This window comes from Dapis brunnea BLCC-M229, assembly GCF_050015995.1.
GTDB lineage: Bacteria > Cyanobacteriota > Cyanobacteriia > Cyanobacteriales > Microcoleaceae > Trichodesmium.
The window spans coordinates 1-13,733 of record NZ_JBNHEP010000051.1 but is presented as its reverse complement, the minus strand read 5'-3'; the positions used below and the strand labels follow the sequence as shown (position 1 = coordinate 13,733).

Annotated in this window: 12 protein-coding genes and 1 pseudogene; 8 read left to right on the top strand and 5 right to left on the bottom strand. The window is 34.3% G+C overall.

Features of this window, described 5'->3' with window-relative positions; all coding sequences use genetic code 11:
- Nucleotides 1–691 precede the first annotated feature (691 nt).
- On the bottom strand, nucleotides 692–1,891 hold the full coding sequence (locus ACP6PM_RS05875; RefSeq protein WP_426582718.1) for an AI-2E family transporter: 1,200 nt from the start codon (nucleotides 1,889–1,891) through the stop codon (nucleotides 692–694).
- Nucleotides 1,892–1,996: 105 nt separating this feature from the next.
- Here ACP6PM_RS05875 and ACP6PM_RS05870 point away from each other — a divergent pair.
- From ACP6PM_RS05870 to ACP6PM_RS05860, 3 genes and pseudogenes are all read left to right on the top strand, one after another.
- A pseudogene (locus ACP6PM_RS05870) lies at nucleotides 1,997–2,218 on the top strand (Rpn family recombination-promoting nuclease/putative transposase); the annotation flags it as partial.
- A gap of 33 nt (nucleotides 2,219–2,251) precedes the next feature.
- Entirely contained in the window at nucleotides 2,252–2,515 is a 264-nt protein-coding gene (locus ACP6PM_RS05865) for a hypothetical protein (RefSeq protein WP_426582716.1), read from the top strand.
- Nucleotides 2,512–2,940 (top strand): type II toxin-antitoxin system VapC family toxin, encoded by a 429-nt coding sequence (locus ACP6PM_RS05860; RefSeq protein WP_426582714.1) that lies wholly within the window; start codon nucleotides 2,512–2,514, stop codon nucleotides 2,938–2,940. The genes ACP6PM_RS05865 and ACP6PM_RS05860 overlap by 4 nt, the downstream gene beginning before the upstream one ends.
- 177 nt (nucleotides 2,941–3,117) lie before the next feature.
- Here the strand turns inward: ACP6PM_RS05860 and ACP6PM_RS05855 are convergent, their stop codons facing one another.
- On the bottom strand, nucleotides 3,118–3,315 hold the full coding sequence (locus tag ACP6PM_RS05855; protein ID WP_426582712.1) for a hypothetical protein: 198 nt from the start codon (nucleotides 3,313–3,315) through the stop codon (nucleotides 3,118–3,120).
- A gap of 439 nt (nucleotides 3,316–3,754) precedes the next feature.
- Between ACP6PM_RS05855 and ACP6PM_RS05850 the strand changes: the two genes are divergently transcribed.
- The 5 genes from ACP6PM_RS05850 to ACP6PM_RS05830 all read left to right on the top strand — a co-directional run bounded on the left by ACP6PM_RS05850 (nucleotide 3,755) and on the right by ACP6PM_RS05830 (nucleotide 9,241).
- Complete coding sequence (locus tag ACP6PM_RS05850) at nucleotides 3,755–5,074, top strand: class I SAM-dependent methyltransferase (protein WP_426582710.1); 1,320 nt, start codon at nucleotides 3,755–3,757, stop codon at nucleotides 5,072–5,074.
- Nucleotides 5,075–5,374: 300 nt separating this feature from the next.
- Complete coding sequence (locus ACP6PM_RS05845; protein WP_426582708.1) at nucleotides 5,375–5,671, top strand: helix-turn-helix domain-containing transcriptional regulator; 297 nt, start codon at nucleotides 5,375–5,377, stop codon at nucleotides 5,669–5,671.
- 242 nt (nucleotides 5,672–5,913) lie between these two features.
- Complete coding sequence (locus ACP6PM_RS05840; protein WP_161565010.1) at nucleotides 5,914–6,093, top strand: hypothetical protein; 180 nt, start codon at nucleotides 5,914–5,916, stop codon at nucleotides 6,091–6,093.
- A 307-nt stretch (nucleotides 6,094–6,400) separates the two neighbouring features.
- Nucleotides 6,401–6,943 carry a type IV pilin-like G/H family protein gene (locus tag ACP6PM_RS05835; RefSeq protein WP_426582706.1) on the top strand — a complete coding sequence of 181 codons (543 nt, stop codon included), beginning with the start codon at nucleotides 6,401–6,403 and terminating at the stop codon, nucleotides 6,941–6,943.
- Between the two features lie 69 nt (nucleotides 6,944–7,012).
- Complete coding sequence (locus tag ACP6PM_RS05830) at nucleotides 7,013–9,241, top strand: O-linked N-acetylglucosamine transferase, SPINDLY family protein (RefSeq protein WP_426582704.1); 2,229 nt, start codon at nucleotides 7,013–7,015, stop codon at nucleotides 9,239–9,241.
- A 1,207-nt stretch (nucleotides 9,242–10,448) separates the two neighbouring features.
- On the opposite strand, the gene ACP6PM_RS05825 is transcribed toward ACP6PM_RS05830, so the two are convergent.
- The 3 genes from ACP6PM_RS05825 to hpsE all read right to left on the bottom strand — a co-directional run bounded on the left by ACP6PM_RS05825 (nucleotide 10,449) and on the right by hpsE (nucleotide 13,363).
- Nucleotides 10,449–10,577, bottom strand: coding sequence for a hypothetical protein (locus tag ACP6PM_RS05825; RefSeq protein WP_426582702.1), 129 nt, complete (start codon nucleotides 10,575–10,577; stop codon nucleotides 10,449–10,451).
- A 526-nt stretch (nucleotides 10,578–11,103) separates the two neighbouring features.
- A complete protein-coding gene (locus ACP6PM_RS05820) occupies nucleotides 11,104–12,240 on the bottom strand; it encodes a polysaccharide pyruvyl transferase family protein (RefSeq protein ID WP_426582700.1) in 1,137 nt (378 codons plus the stop codon).
- A gap of 73 nt (nucleotides 12,241–12,313) precedes the next feature.
- Nucleotides 12,314–13,363 carry a hormogonium polysaccharide biosynthesis glycosyltransferase HpsE gene (gene hpsE / locus ACP6PM_RS05815; protein ID WP_426582698.1) on the bottom strand — a complete coding sequence of 350 codons (1,050 nt, stop codon included), beginning with the start codon at nucleotides 13,361–13,363 and terminating at the stop codon, nucleotides 12,314–12,316.
- Nucleotides 13,364–13,733 lie beyond the last annotated feature (370 nt).

Here is a 13,733-nt window from a genome sequence, read left to right as displayed (position 1 = left end):
AAGTTGGACTGAATAAACAGAAGTTATTGGTGAATGCACAATCAGATTTGATAGATAATTATTCAGGGCATTATTACAAAGAAATATAGCAATCCGCGCATAGGTTGTGATAAATCAAGAAGTAGATAAAAAAACTGAAACTAACGCCTGTTCCCTAAAAGCGTTCAATAATTAATAATTAATAATTAACAATTAATAATTAAAGAATTAAACAGTTTAGGTAAGATTTTTGTACACAAATAAAATGTAAGCATTCAGCCGTCAGCTATAAGCTAGCCTCCGCAGGAGGAACTGCGTTAACAGCTCTTGCTTTTAGTTTTGCTAATAAAAGCTTTATTATTCAGAATTAAATTTTACTATAGAAGCCAGTTTTCAAGTTGGTATTCATTTAAACTTTCTCCTTAAGGTTGAGGTTTTATTGCTGAAAGCTGACAGCTAATAGCTGAATGATTACAATAAAATCGGATTGCTATAGTATTAAGTAATAAGTCAAAAATTTAAAATATTTGCTAAGAATTCAGCCTTAAGTTATTAGTTTTTATCTACAAGTTATTCACTCATTGTTACCTTTATGAGGAATTAGTCTCCAATAAAAATCATCAAGTTACGAATCAAATTAGTTATCAACTAACCTTAGTAGTCATTTTAATATTCAAAACCTGAGATATAACCACTAATAGCTGAATGCTTACTATATTTTTTCGGATGATTCAGAGGTTTCTTCTGAATGAGCGACCCTAGATTCAGAAGAATCTTCGCTGAGGTTTTCTGCTATTTTTTCTATTTCTGAATCAATTTTTTCTTCTACAACATTTGTTGTTTTAGACAGAGCATCAATATTATCTCTTTGAGGAGGGAAATTTTCAACTTGCCAGTTATCAAGAATATCTTTAATTAATAATTCCTTCATCCAGACTTGACAAATAATTGTTAGAGGTAAAGCTAGTAAAAGTCCGGAAAATCCAAAAAAGCTAGCAAAAAATACTTGAGCAATTAATGTAATGGCAGGTAACAAAGAAACTTTTCTTGCTATCAAGTAAGGATTTAAAATATTACTTTCAATTTGTTGAATGAGAATGTAAATAAGTAAAACTAAAGCAGATTTTAAAGGTGAGTATAAAAGAGCGATCGCCATTGGAGGAATCACACTTATAGTCGCTCCAATATGTGGCATTAAAGTTAGTAATCCTGCCAAAACAGCTTGAGCTGAAGCCAGGGGAATTTTCAATATAGATAAACCGATAAAACTGAGTAAAGCAATTACACTCATATTAAATAAAGAACCAATTACCCATCCTCCCAAAGCTATTTCACAACTATCTAAAATTAAGTTTACTCGTTGCCGATAAAAGGAGGGAAATAACTTGATAAACCCTTGACGATAAGAGATTGGATCTGCCAACATCATTATGGTTAAAACTAGAATTAGTAGAAAGCTCAGAAATATGCCAAAAGTATTACCAACAAATGCTCCAGCATTATTAATTAATTGATTAAATATTGGTTGTAGTTGGGGAATAACTTGATTAATATCAATATTTGGTAATTGTTCTCTGAGTTGATTGGGTAATTGATCTTTAAGTATATTCAGCCAATCATTTAATTTATTAATTCCCAGGGGGACAATAGTTATTAATTGTTGAAACTGCTCTGCTAAAGGGGGAACAATTACCCAGAAAAAGGTAGCAATTAGTAGAATAAATAAGCTGACCGAGATTAATACAGCGAGTGGTCGCTTAATTCGGAAACGTTGGAGCCACCTGGATAGTTTATTAAGAGTAGTAGCAATTACTACTGCAGTAAATACTAACAATAGTAATTGACGAATTTGCCACAATATGTATATAGAAGCCAGGATGGTAAATAGACCAATCCAATTACCTAGGTTCACAGGAATTAGAGTTAAAGTATAAATTGAAAATATATGGGTTATATTTTACCTTACTTCTATTCTAGGTTGCTTGTATCTTGTTAAAAGATATTTTTATTATTTGCCATGAAATTTATTAGTCCTAAGACAGATTTTGCTTTTAAGAAAATATTTGGCTCGACTGAGAGTAAAGATATTCTAATTAGTTTCCTAAATGCAATTATTTATGAAAGCCAAGATGTGATTCAAGACTTAGAAATAATAGATCCTTATCTTGGTGGGAATACACTAGAGTTAAAAGATAGTTATTTAGATGTAAAAGCCGTATTGGATAACAATTCAACTGTAACTCATTGAAAACTCAGAAATTATATATTGATTATGAATGTTGAATTAGTACAAACTTTAGCTAAAATTATTCGTTCTCTTCCAGCAGAAGAACGAATTTTATTAGAAACTGAACTTCAGGGTAAATATCAAAAGCAAAACACATTGCAAAAACTCCAAGAATTAGGAGATAGAATACAAAAGCGTTGGAGTAAAAAAGAATTAGAAATAACTCCTGAAGAATTGATTATCAAAATGAGAGAAGAACGTACAGAGCAATTAATGAAAGTTTGCTTTCCGGATAGAGAGAAGGAATGACAAAAAAAATAATTTGCATAGATGCAAGTTTTATTATTAGGCTAGCAATTAGTGGTACTGAAGTACCTAGTTTTAGTAACCTATGGACTGAGTGGGAATTGCAAGGCTATTCTAAAATTGCTCCTACTTTATTTTATTACGAGGTAACTAATGCTTTTCATCGCTACGTTATTTCTGATTTATTGACTTCAGAAGAAGCAACAGAAGCTTTGGAATATATTTTGAATTTAGAAATTATCCTTCATGGTAATGCTAGTTTGCATCGACGTGCTTTGAGTTTAGCTCAAAATTTAACACTTCCAGCAGCTTATGATGCTCATTATCTTGCTCTTGCAGAACAATTATCGGCAGATTTTTATACTGCTGATACTCGTTTATTTAATGCTGTAAAAAACTTTTTTCCTTGGGTATATTTGGTTGGTTAATCCTGAATAAATAGTATTTGTTTGAGATTGAATTGAGAATATATTAGACTTCTTGCAGAAGTCATGGAATAGGCAATAGAGGCATGAAATTATTGATTACATATCTTTAATTGATTTAATTAAAATTTTTGCAAGAAGTCTATTTAATTTAATGTTTGTTTTGATATGAGCGATCGCTTACTCTACATTCTCAACTTGCTGCAAAAGTTGCCATCCTAATAATATTCCTATAAATATTGGGGGGATAAGTACAGCAATTAGAGCATTAATGGCCGTGGAGGGAATGGATAGATAAGGGCCACCATATTTGATTAGTAGAGAAAGTCCCGCAGAAAGAATTAGGACTTTGATAATGAAAATTATTTTATTGTTCATAACTTACGATGTTAAGGTATAGCAATCCTAAATGATTTGTGAAAAAACTGTAGGGGTTTGGTCTCCTCTCCCGAAGGGAAAATGGGATTTGGAAACCAAACGCCGCATTTATAAAATGTTACAACCTATTTAGTATTGCTATAAATATTCTCTCAGAAATATAACTACCAAATTCAACTCAAAATGGCTATAGTAAATAAACTTCCTAAAACTGTTCTGACCAAAAAATAAGGTCTCAAAGCCTCCCTTTCAAAGGGATGAAAAAAATATCCACCATACGTATCTCAAGACTATGGCTGAACCAAAGGTACTGATAACTGATATAGCACTCGAAGCAAAGATTAGGAAATTTCTAAATCCTGAAATCCTTTGACAGTTTACTATTCTCTATTCCCTATTCCCTATTCCCTATTCCCTAGCGCTATAACTGATAACTGAAATGAATCATCCCGAATCGGAATTACAAGCAAAAATTCGTCAACAATTTGATTTTGTAACTTATCCCAGAATACCTGTAGAAAAATCTCCTAAGGATGACTATGAATCACTTTTTATTCATAATCTTGTCACACCATATTATCTGAGAAATCAAAAGGTAATAGAAACTGAAGGTAAGATAATTTTAGATGCGGGATGTGGCAGTGGTTATAAGGCATTAGTATTAGCAGAAGCAAATCCAGAGGCAAAAATAGTCGGGATTGATATTTCCGAAAAATCTGTAGAATTAGCTCGGCAACGTCTGAAATATCATGGTTTTGATAATGCCGAATTTCATGTTTTGCTTATAGAAGAACTGCCAAGTTTAGGTTTAGAGTTTGACTATATTAATTGTGATGAAGTTCTGTATTTATTGCCGGATATAGTTGCTGGTTTGCAGGGAATGAAATCTGTTTTAAAACCTGATGGAATTATTAGAACAAATCTCCATAGTTCTCTCCAACGTCATAACTATTTTAAGGTGCAAGAAGTTTTTCAAATGATGGGATTAATGAATGAAAATCCTGGAGAAATGGAGATGGAACTAGCACGAGAAACTTTGGATGCTTTGAAAGACTCAATTACTCTTAAACGGCAAGTTTGGAAGCCGGAAAGGGCAAAAAATGAAGAATGGATACTGAGTAATTATTTATTACTGGGAGATAAAGGTTATACAATTCCAGAAATTTTTGCTGCTTTAAAAAGTGCTGGTTTGGAATTTATTAGTATGGTGAAATGGCGACAGTGGGAAATTTTAGATTTGTTTAAAAGTGAGGATGAATTGCCAGCTTTTTTAGGCATGAGTTTACCAGAAATTTCTGTTGAGGAACGACTGCATTTATTTGAACTTTTACAACCGATGCACCGCTTGTTGGACTTTTGGTGTGGTCATCCCCAAAAAGGTCAATCTTTTGTGCCAGTTTCTGAATGGACTGACTATGACTGGCAAAAGGCCAAGGTACATCTTCATCCTCAGTTACGAAATTCTCAAGCTAGGGAGGATTTGATTAACTGTATCAATAACCATAAACCTTTTGAAATTAGTAATTATGTGAAGTTGCCCACCTTATCACCTATTCATATAGATAGTAGTATGGCTGTTTGTCTGCTCCCTCTGTGGGATGGGGTTTGTACTATTGAATCTTTGGTAGAACGGTTGGTCAAGATTAGACCATTAGACCCTATTACTCTGGAAAATGTGAGTCTGGAAAGAGGTTGGGAGGAAGTTAAGGAATTATTGGATACTTTAGATCCATTTCTTTATGTACTTTTGGAACGTTAGTAGTAGCTTGTCTAGCTTTAAAATGTGGGTAAATTTGAGTCAATGAAGACCTCTCCCCCGACCCCTCTCCTGCAAGGAGAGGGGGGAAGTCTTCTCCCCCTTCCCTGGTAGGGAAGGGGGTTGGGGGGTTAGGTTTTTTTACCCACAATTTTAGTCTAGATATCTACTACTACGAGCCTAATTAGATCCAGTAGGGTGCGTTAGACTGCATTAATCACTCACAATGAAAGGTATTGAACAATCCGTCGTAACGCACCATTGAGCTTCAAAACTATTGGCAAGATTATAGGAGTCGTGAAAATGCCTAGGAGTATTAGTTATCATACCGAATTAATTCAATCTTTAAAAGAACCTTCAGAAGCAGCAGTTTATCTTGAGGTTGTGTTAAAAGAAAGCGATCCAAAAATGATAAAAAAAGCTTTCTCTAATGTAATAGAGGCCAGAAGAGGATTTAATTTTGTTTCTGATGATGTTTATGACAACCTTGCAAGATTTGACGAAAAACTTAAAGAAACGGGTGAAATAGAATTTAATCTTTTGCGGAAATTACTAGAATCTTTGGGTTTGAAAGTAGGGGTGAAGGTGAGACCTAGTTAGGAGAAATAAGCTTTTAAGTCTTTGTTTGTAGTTGGGCTTTAGCCCAAGGAGAATTGAGGGGCTAACTACAAGCTTAGGTGGTGGTGCATAGTAATGGTAAAGGAAGCACCGGGAGTTTAGGGAGATTCGGAGATGGGGAGTATCGGAGATGGGGGGATGGGGAGATGGGGAGTGTCGGAGAAATTAAAAAATATATATCCTCACCATTACCATGCAGGACTACCCAAGCTTAGTCCCGTAGGGTGCGTTTCGCAGAGGGACATGAAAAGACGGCCAAAATTACTCGTTGTGAAGGGCATTTAACAATCCGTCGTAACGCACCATTTTGGGTGTGTCAGTTCAGTAAGCCCTTGTATAACAATATTGTTAGCGAAGCTTATCTGAAAGATAAACCCAACAAACCTTTATTGGTTTTGAGTTAATGGTGTTGGGTTTCGTCCCTCAACCCAACCTACTAGGGCGTCTAGCTTGAAAATGTGGGTAAGTTTTACTATCCCGGAAGACCTCTCCCCCGACCCCTCTCCTGCAAGGAGAGGGAAGAAATGCCCCCCCTTCCCTTGCAGGGAAGGGGGTTGGGGGGTTAGGTTTTTTACCCACAATTTGAGTCTAGACGCGCTACTACTACCACCGAAAAAAAAAATTCCTGGGGGATGATATGAATTTTTGGCAAGGTGGGTAAGTTAGATTCATGGGATAAAAATTATTAGTCCAATTTTTATAGGAGAAAAAATGAAAACTGAATTTAAGGCTAAGTTCTTACAGCACGTTGCTAAGAAGAGAAAGGAAGAGGGTTTCACTCTGATTGAATTGTTGGTGGTTATCATCATTATCGGTATTTTGTCTGCTATTGCGTTGCCTTCTTTCTTAAACCAAGCTAACAAAGCGAAGCAGTCGGAAGCAAAGCAGTATTTGGCTTCTATTAATAAAGGTCAGCAAGCTTATTACGCGGAGAAAGGTGGTTTTGTTACTGGTGCAATTGAAGAGAAGATAGGACTGCTCGGTTTAGGTATTAAAACTGCTACGGGTAATTATACCTATGCTATTAGTGCTAATACAGACCAAGTTGGGGCTGATACAAGGGAAATAGGTGCTGCAGCTTGGACAAAAGAAGGTGCTACTGGTCTCGCTGGATTTGCATCGTCAGTGTATCTGACACTGGCAGGGGAAGCATTAACTTCCCAAACAATTATCTGTCAGGGGCCAGCTCCAGAAGATACTGTCGCTCCTGAGGCTAATTGTGCCGATGTTACTAATTTTACAACGCCTCTGTAACTTTAGCCTTTAACTCCAAAAACTTAAAGGTAGCGTTATCTGCGCTACCTATTATTTTGTAAATTATTAATGTATGTTCTGATGATTTCTGATGAATTACCTAGTGATTGGCAACAACAGGCAAATAAATATTTAGTGAACAGCAATTATGCCAAAGCTATTAACCTTTATGAAAAAGCCATAAATGCAAATCCACAAAATAAATCATACTATTGGCAATTGGGATTAATGTTACTCTTGGAAGGGCAAGAAGAAGAAGCACAAACAACTTGGCTATTAGGTATGGCAGATGGAGAAGCAGAAGAGATTGAGTTGTGGACAGAAGAATTAGTAGAAGTATTGGCAACAGAAGCAAATAGACAACTAACAAAACAGAATGGCTCTGTCGCTTGGGTCATCAGACAACACATTCGGGAAATTCACCCCAATGATATTAATAATTTATTACAGTCAATTGATTTATCTATTGCTCTCAAAAACTATACAGGAGAACAACTAAAAGAGTATAGAATAATTGAGCTATTAGAAAATAATACAACTATAGAACTTGAGCAAAATTTATTGCTGCACATATTAAAAAAGCTATTAGTTTATGACCCTAAAAGTTTATCATCCATAGAATTTGCCACAGTTGCTGTTCCTCGAATAGAAAATCGGAATACCCTTGTCAACTCTCTAATTCCACCTATATATCAAATTGCATATTCTTTCGCAGCAGTAGGAGTTGCTAGAAAATATGCAGAATTGCTATTAGATGTCGCTCCAGAGAATCGAGAGTTATTGAGAACTGTGGCACAGTTTTGTGTAGAATTAACTGATTATGCTTTAGCAATTGAATATGCAGAAAAATCCTACTCTTTATCTACAGATATACATGAAAAAGTAATCTCTCATTTCCAGGTTTGTCGAGCTTTAATAACCTCAAGAGGTGCAGATCAAAAAGTTAAAGAAACACTAGAGCGACAAGAGTCTTTAATACAAGCTCTAGCAGCAGAACCTCCAGAAAAACTGGGTACAGTTGCCATGCGTTTGTATAATATGGGTTTTTTCTTCCCTTATGTTAGAGACTACCCAGAAAAAAATCTCAAAATTCGTAGTCAGTTAGCACAAATCTGTCAGCTAAATTTAGAAACAGCTTGTCAGGAGCAAACAAGTAAATATAGTCAGAGATTAAACAAGAAAAATAATGTCAGTTCACAGACAAAGCCTTTGAAAATAGGATATTTATCCCACTGTTTGAGAAGACATTCTGTAGGATGGATTGCCCGATGGCTATTTAAGTATCATAATCGAGAAAAATTTGAAATTTATGCCTATTTACAAGGAGCAGAAAACCGCAACGATTCTCTACAACAATGGTATGTTAATCAAGCTACTAAAGCTCATGTTTACGGTATTGTCAGTACAGAAGTAGCAGAAGATATTTATGAAGATGAAATTGATATTTTAATTGATTTAGATAGTACAACATTAACTAATAGTTGTTCGATTATGGCAATGAAAGCAGCACCTATTCAAGCAACATGGTTAGGTTGGGATGCTTCAGGAATACCAACAATTGATTACTATATTGCCGATCCTTATGTTTTGCCAGAAAATGCTCAAGATTATTACCCCCATAAAATTTGGCGACTACCTCAAACTTATGTTGCTGTAGATGGTTTTGAGGTAAACATACCCAGTCTGAAACGAGAAGATTTAGGTATTCCTAGTGATGCAGTGGTTTATTTTACTGCTCAAAGAGGTTATAAATTTAACCCCGATACTGCCAGACTGCAAATGAAAATTCTCAAAGAAGTTCCCAATAGTTACTTCTTGTTTAAAAAATTTGGTGACTCAGACGTTTTATCTGAATTGCTGATAGATGTTGCTGAGTCAGAGGGTATTAGTAGCGATCGCCTAATTCCGATAGAAGAAGTAGCTCGAGAAGAAATTCACAGAGCTAACTTAGGTATTGCTGATATTGTTTTGGATACTTATCCCTACAACGGTGCAACAACTACTCTAGAAACTCTCTGGATGTGCATCCCAATGGTAACGCGGGTTGGTCAACAATTTGCAGCACGCAATAGCTACACCATGATGATAAATGCTGGCATCACTGAAGGTATTGCTTGGAGTGATGAAGAATATGTGGAGTGGGGAATTAGATTAGGGAAAGATGAAAAATTACGTCAGGAGATATCCTGGAAGTTGAGAAAGTCAAAGCAAACTGCTCCGTTGTGGAATGCCAAACAATTTACCCGCGAAATGGAAAACGCTTACGAGCAAATGTGGCAGAAGTATATTGATAATTAATAATTAATAATTAATAATTAATAATTGATAATTAGGGCTTGCTGAAAGAAGTGGAGTGTGGGGAGTAAAGAAGTTTTGTCGTTAATATTAGGGAATTTTTTAAACGTTGATTTTAGTTTATTTAGCTGATAAGCGATCGCAAATATTAAACTTAACATATGCTCAAACCACCAACTGGTATAGGAATGTCGGATACTATAATTTACCTATATAGTACCACTTATATTTTTCCCTAGGTTCAAGATAACTCTAAAAAGAATATGACATTGCGTAGGGAAATAGCTAAAGTTTGTCAAGACAATTCTGAACCAATAATTTCTCGTAGAAACCCAGCTTTGCGTGAGTAAGTCATATTACCGAGATTTTCAGAATTGAGTAGATAGTAGTTTTTTTAGCAAATTCATCCCAAGTTGTCAATGATTGTAGACAGACTTTACCGAAATTTTATATTTTAGTTCAAAGTGGACTTGACTCAAGATTTCTATCTTCAATAGATATGTATAATCCCAGTTGAGAAGATAGTATTCGGTTTAGAAACTGTTTGTAAACTTATAAAAACCTCTCTCCAAACCTCTCTCCTGCGAGGAGAGAGGCTTTGAAACCCCCATTACTTTGTAGGGAAGAGGGGCAGGGGGGTTAAGTTTTTATGATTCATCGGTTCCATGCAGCACTTCTCAAACAGCTTCTTAGCAAATTCATTTCAACTTGTCAATGATCTCATAGCAACTTTACAACAAATATAGATTTTGTCTTAAAGCTGCTTTTATTCCCGTATCAACATTTTCGTCACATCAGTTAATTGTTTGCCCACGATGAGGTAGCTTTGTAGATCAAAATCTAGATCGAGCTTTTTTTCCTGATTTCTCATACATATATCGTATTTTGGAGTAATCAACTAGGGATTAGTATCTAATCTGCAATATTTTTTATACTTAGTTATATGTAATAAAAAATACACTAATATAAAAATCTCTCTGTTCAAACAGCATTAAATTAAATCGTATTTTTCCCACAATATTTAAAGATTTGGTAAAGTCTGCCAAAAGGGGTTGTCATACTTAATTAGTATTAGCTAGATTATATTCATGAGGGCAAGAGAGGTTAACACACCCCCCAAAATACTGGTAATTTTCAAGCTTTTAAAAAGCAAAAAAGCTCAATCAACTAAGTATTTTCCTCATTCAGTATCGGTGAAGTTGCTACAGGTTTAGTACCTAGCCATCGCCAGAAAAACTCCTAAGTACAAGTCTGGTAATGGGGTGAGCGATCGCCCTACTGGAAATTCTACTAATCTTTGTGAGAGTCTCACAAATCTTGATAAAATAAGCGCTCGCATTCTTCTTGTCTACTTTTGATATCTTTAGTTAATAGTTACAAAGCATTTTCCAATTTAGTTTGTCTTAAACTTGAGTCTCTACCATAATTAATATACGTCTACTAGCATTCAAGTTGTTATCAAGAGTATGAAAAAATCTTATATGAAGAAAACAAATTCCTTTTAGCCAATCTTCTTCTTTATAAGAAGGGGTAATATTAAATCCGGTAGCATTGGTATAATTAGATAGTTAATCTAGGAATCAGGAGTCAGGAGCAAAGAGAATTTAGAAAGATTTCCTCTTTAGCTGAAGATGAAAAATTTTTTTATACCGAATTAACCAGATTTGATGTAATAATTAATTATTAATTGTTATAGGGCTACTCATTCAGGTTAGGACATTTCTAAATCCTGAAACCCTTTGATAGTTTACTATTCCCTATTCCCTATTCCCTATTCCCTAGCGCGTAGCGCTATAATTATTAATTATTGAAGCCATAGCTCCAAGAAAAAGTAAAAATCATCAGGGATAATAAGTCAATCATTCCTACTTTTTAAGTCGCTCGGATACCAAAAGTTCTTGAACATTCGCTTCAATCTGAGTAATATCTGAAACGAATCTACAAAAAGGAATATCATAACTCCAAGTCTCATAAAAGGATTGATTTTTGTGATAAGAATTTGGTAGAAATATATGGGGTATATTCAAAAGTACACAGAGAATATGACCATGTAAACGATTAGTAATAATCAAACGATACTTCTGAAGCTGATAAATTCCACTATGGAGAAAACTTAAAGAAAGACGGTGCATAGATGGATTATCCACAGAATTAAAATCAATATTTTCTGTAGCAGTTTTCAACCAAATTCGTCTATCTATGAATTCTTGGGGTGTTGCCAAACCCCTTTGCCAAACTTCTCGATAAAGTTGAGCAAATATTTGTCTCAATCGAGAATTAGCATTTCCCAGAATCCATTTTTGCTCATAAGAAATCCAATCAGCAACTACCAAATTAGGAATTTTCATTAATTCTGCTAAAAAACCTTGATTTAATTCTTTATCTGTTCTGTTAAGATACAAAATAGAATTTTCAGGATTTCTAGGAACAGAAAAACAAGGCATTCCTGCCATTTGAAAAGCCATATCGGGAGCGAGAATAATTCGACAGTTATCAAAATACTTGATAGCAAAATCATAACTGTAGCGATCGCGCACACATAAAGTTAAATTTGGATGAGAATTAAAAACCTTTGCCGATTTTTCCAAATAACTTTTATTCTGAAAATAAATAGTTTGTGGCATCACAATAATCTGGCGATGATGATTTTGAGAAATCACATATTCACGGAATTTTTGATCCTTATACCAGATATCCCCAAAATTTCCTCCACCATGCAAAATAATTGGAAAATCACCAATTTTTTCATCCATCTCAGCTTGAGAAAAATTTTCCAAGCTGGAAGCATAAGTTATTTTTGTCTTGAGTACATTAGTTAAATAAAAGACAGTCCCCAACCAAATTAGATGGTCTCCAATATTGATATGACGAGGATATTGTAATAAAGCACATTGTTCAAAATTTCCCAGGTTTTTGAGAGATTCATGCAAAGTTTGTTTAATGGCAAAACCATTAGAATGCTTAATGGTTTGATTAGTAGACATATCAGTTTGTAACAACATTAATTCAACCTATATATTGGTAGTTGTAATCTCAAATAAAGTATTTTTAAACACTATAAATTTAGTTTTCACATTAAAACTCTGTTCTATGTATTTTCCTTAGAGGTTCAGCAGAAATTATTTTTTGACTCTTCAATATAGACAATGCTAATTTGAGGATATTTTTTTCGGACTTTCTCAGATATTGCCAGAAATTATGTATGGGGTTGTAAAAAATACTCAATAATAGGTTTAGTTCACCAACAGCAATAATATCAGTCTGAAAAACCGAGTGATATTTTAGCAGATGAACAATTATTTTTTTCAAATCATTAATTAGATAAAATGGTATTACTAATGGCTTTTGCCATTGAGAATAATTTAACATTCTGGTTTGATATCGAGTTAAACCATTTGAGCGGAAAAACTTAATTAAATAATCTTTTTCCAGACGATATTTATATATTTTGTGTTCAATTTCCATTTCTGGAATAAACCAAATCTCCCAACCATTATTTCTGATATGTGATAGCATTTCCAAATCTTCTGCAGTCTGTGGAAGGCAAACAGTTTCAGGAACACTTTCTAACCAAGCTTGTTTACGAATAACTATTCCTGCACCAGCAGGGTAAAGTCGTTGATAAACAGATTTATATTTCTCGTTGTAACAAAATGCCTTTTCTGCTTTTTTCAGAGCAAAAAAGGTGGCGACTCTTTCAAAATTTGGTGGTGGAGTCACTTCAAATATCCCATGAGACTGACCACCGTAGGCACCGACTTTAGGATGAGATTTGCCAAAGGTATAAGCTGCTGTTACCCAATTCGGAAAAGGTAAGTTGTCGTCATCAAGAAAACCAATCAACTCGCTTTGAGCTTTTTTGATTGCACATTTCCTGGCAAAAGCCAATCCTTGTCGTGCTTCAAAGAAATATTTAATTGGATAATTTTCATCCCATTCAGACTGATATTTTTTTATGATTTTGGCAGTATTATCATTACTATTGTTATCAATAATAATAATTTCCCAAGAAATTTTTTGTTTCTGATTTATTGTGTCTTTTATACATTCTCGAAGTTTTTCCAAGACATCAGAAATACGGTTTTCCCCATTATAAGTACAGATTGCTACAGTAAAGTCAATCATAATAGTTAGATTCTTGATTTATTGATTACTTTCAGTAAATTATTATTGGGCTATTTTTGCTATTTATTACCAATTCAATTTGTATAATTTGATTGTAGTTACCAATAAAATAAATTGAGAATAGGATAAATTGCGGAAAAAATATCGTTGATTTTATATCCACGCAAAAAAGTTTTCGAGACAGTAAGTGCATCGAAAATAATCTCTTATTATTCTCAGATAACGCACCCTATAATATAAATATTCATTATATGAAATACTCAAAAATTGGCGAGAGATTTCCCCCTTAAAAAAAGTTGGTTAGGGGAGATCGTCTATAGAACCCATTTGATAGCTATATAATTATGGTAGTCAAGTCTTTTCGCGGATC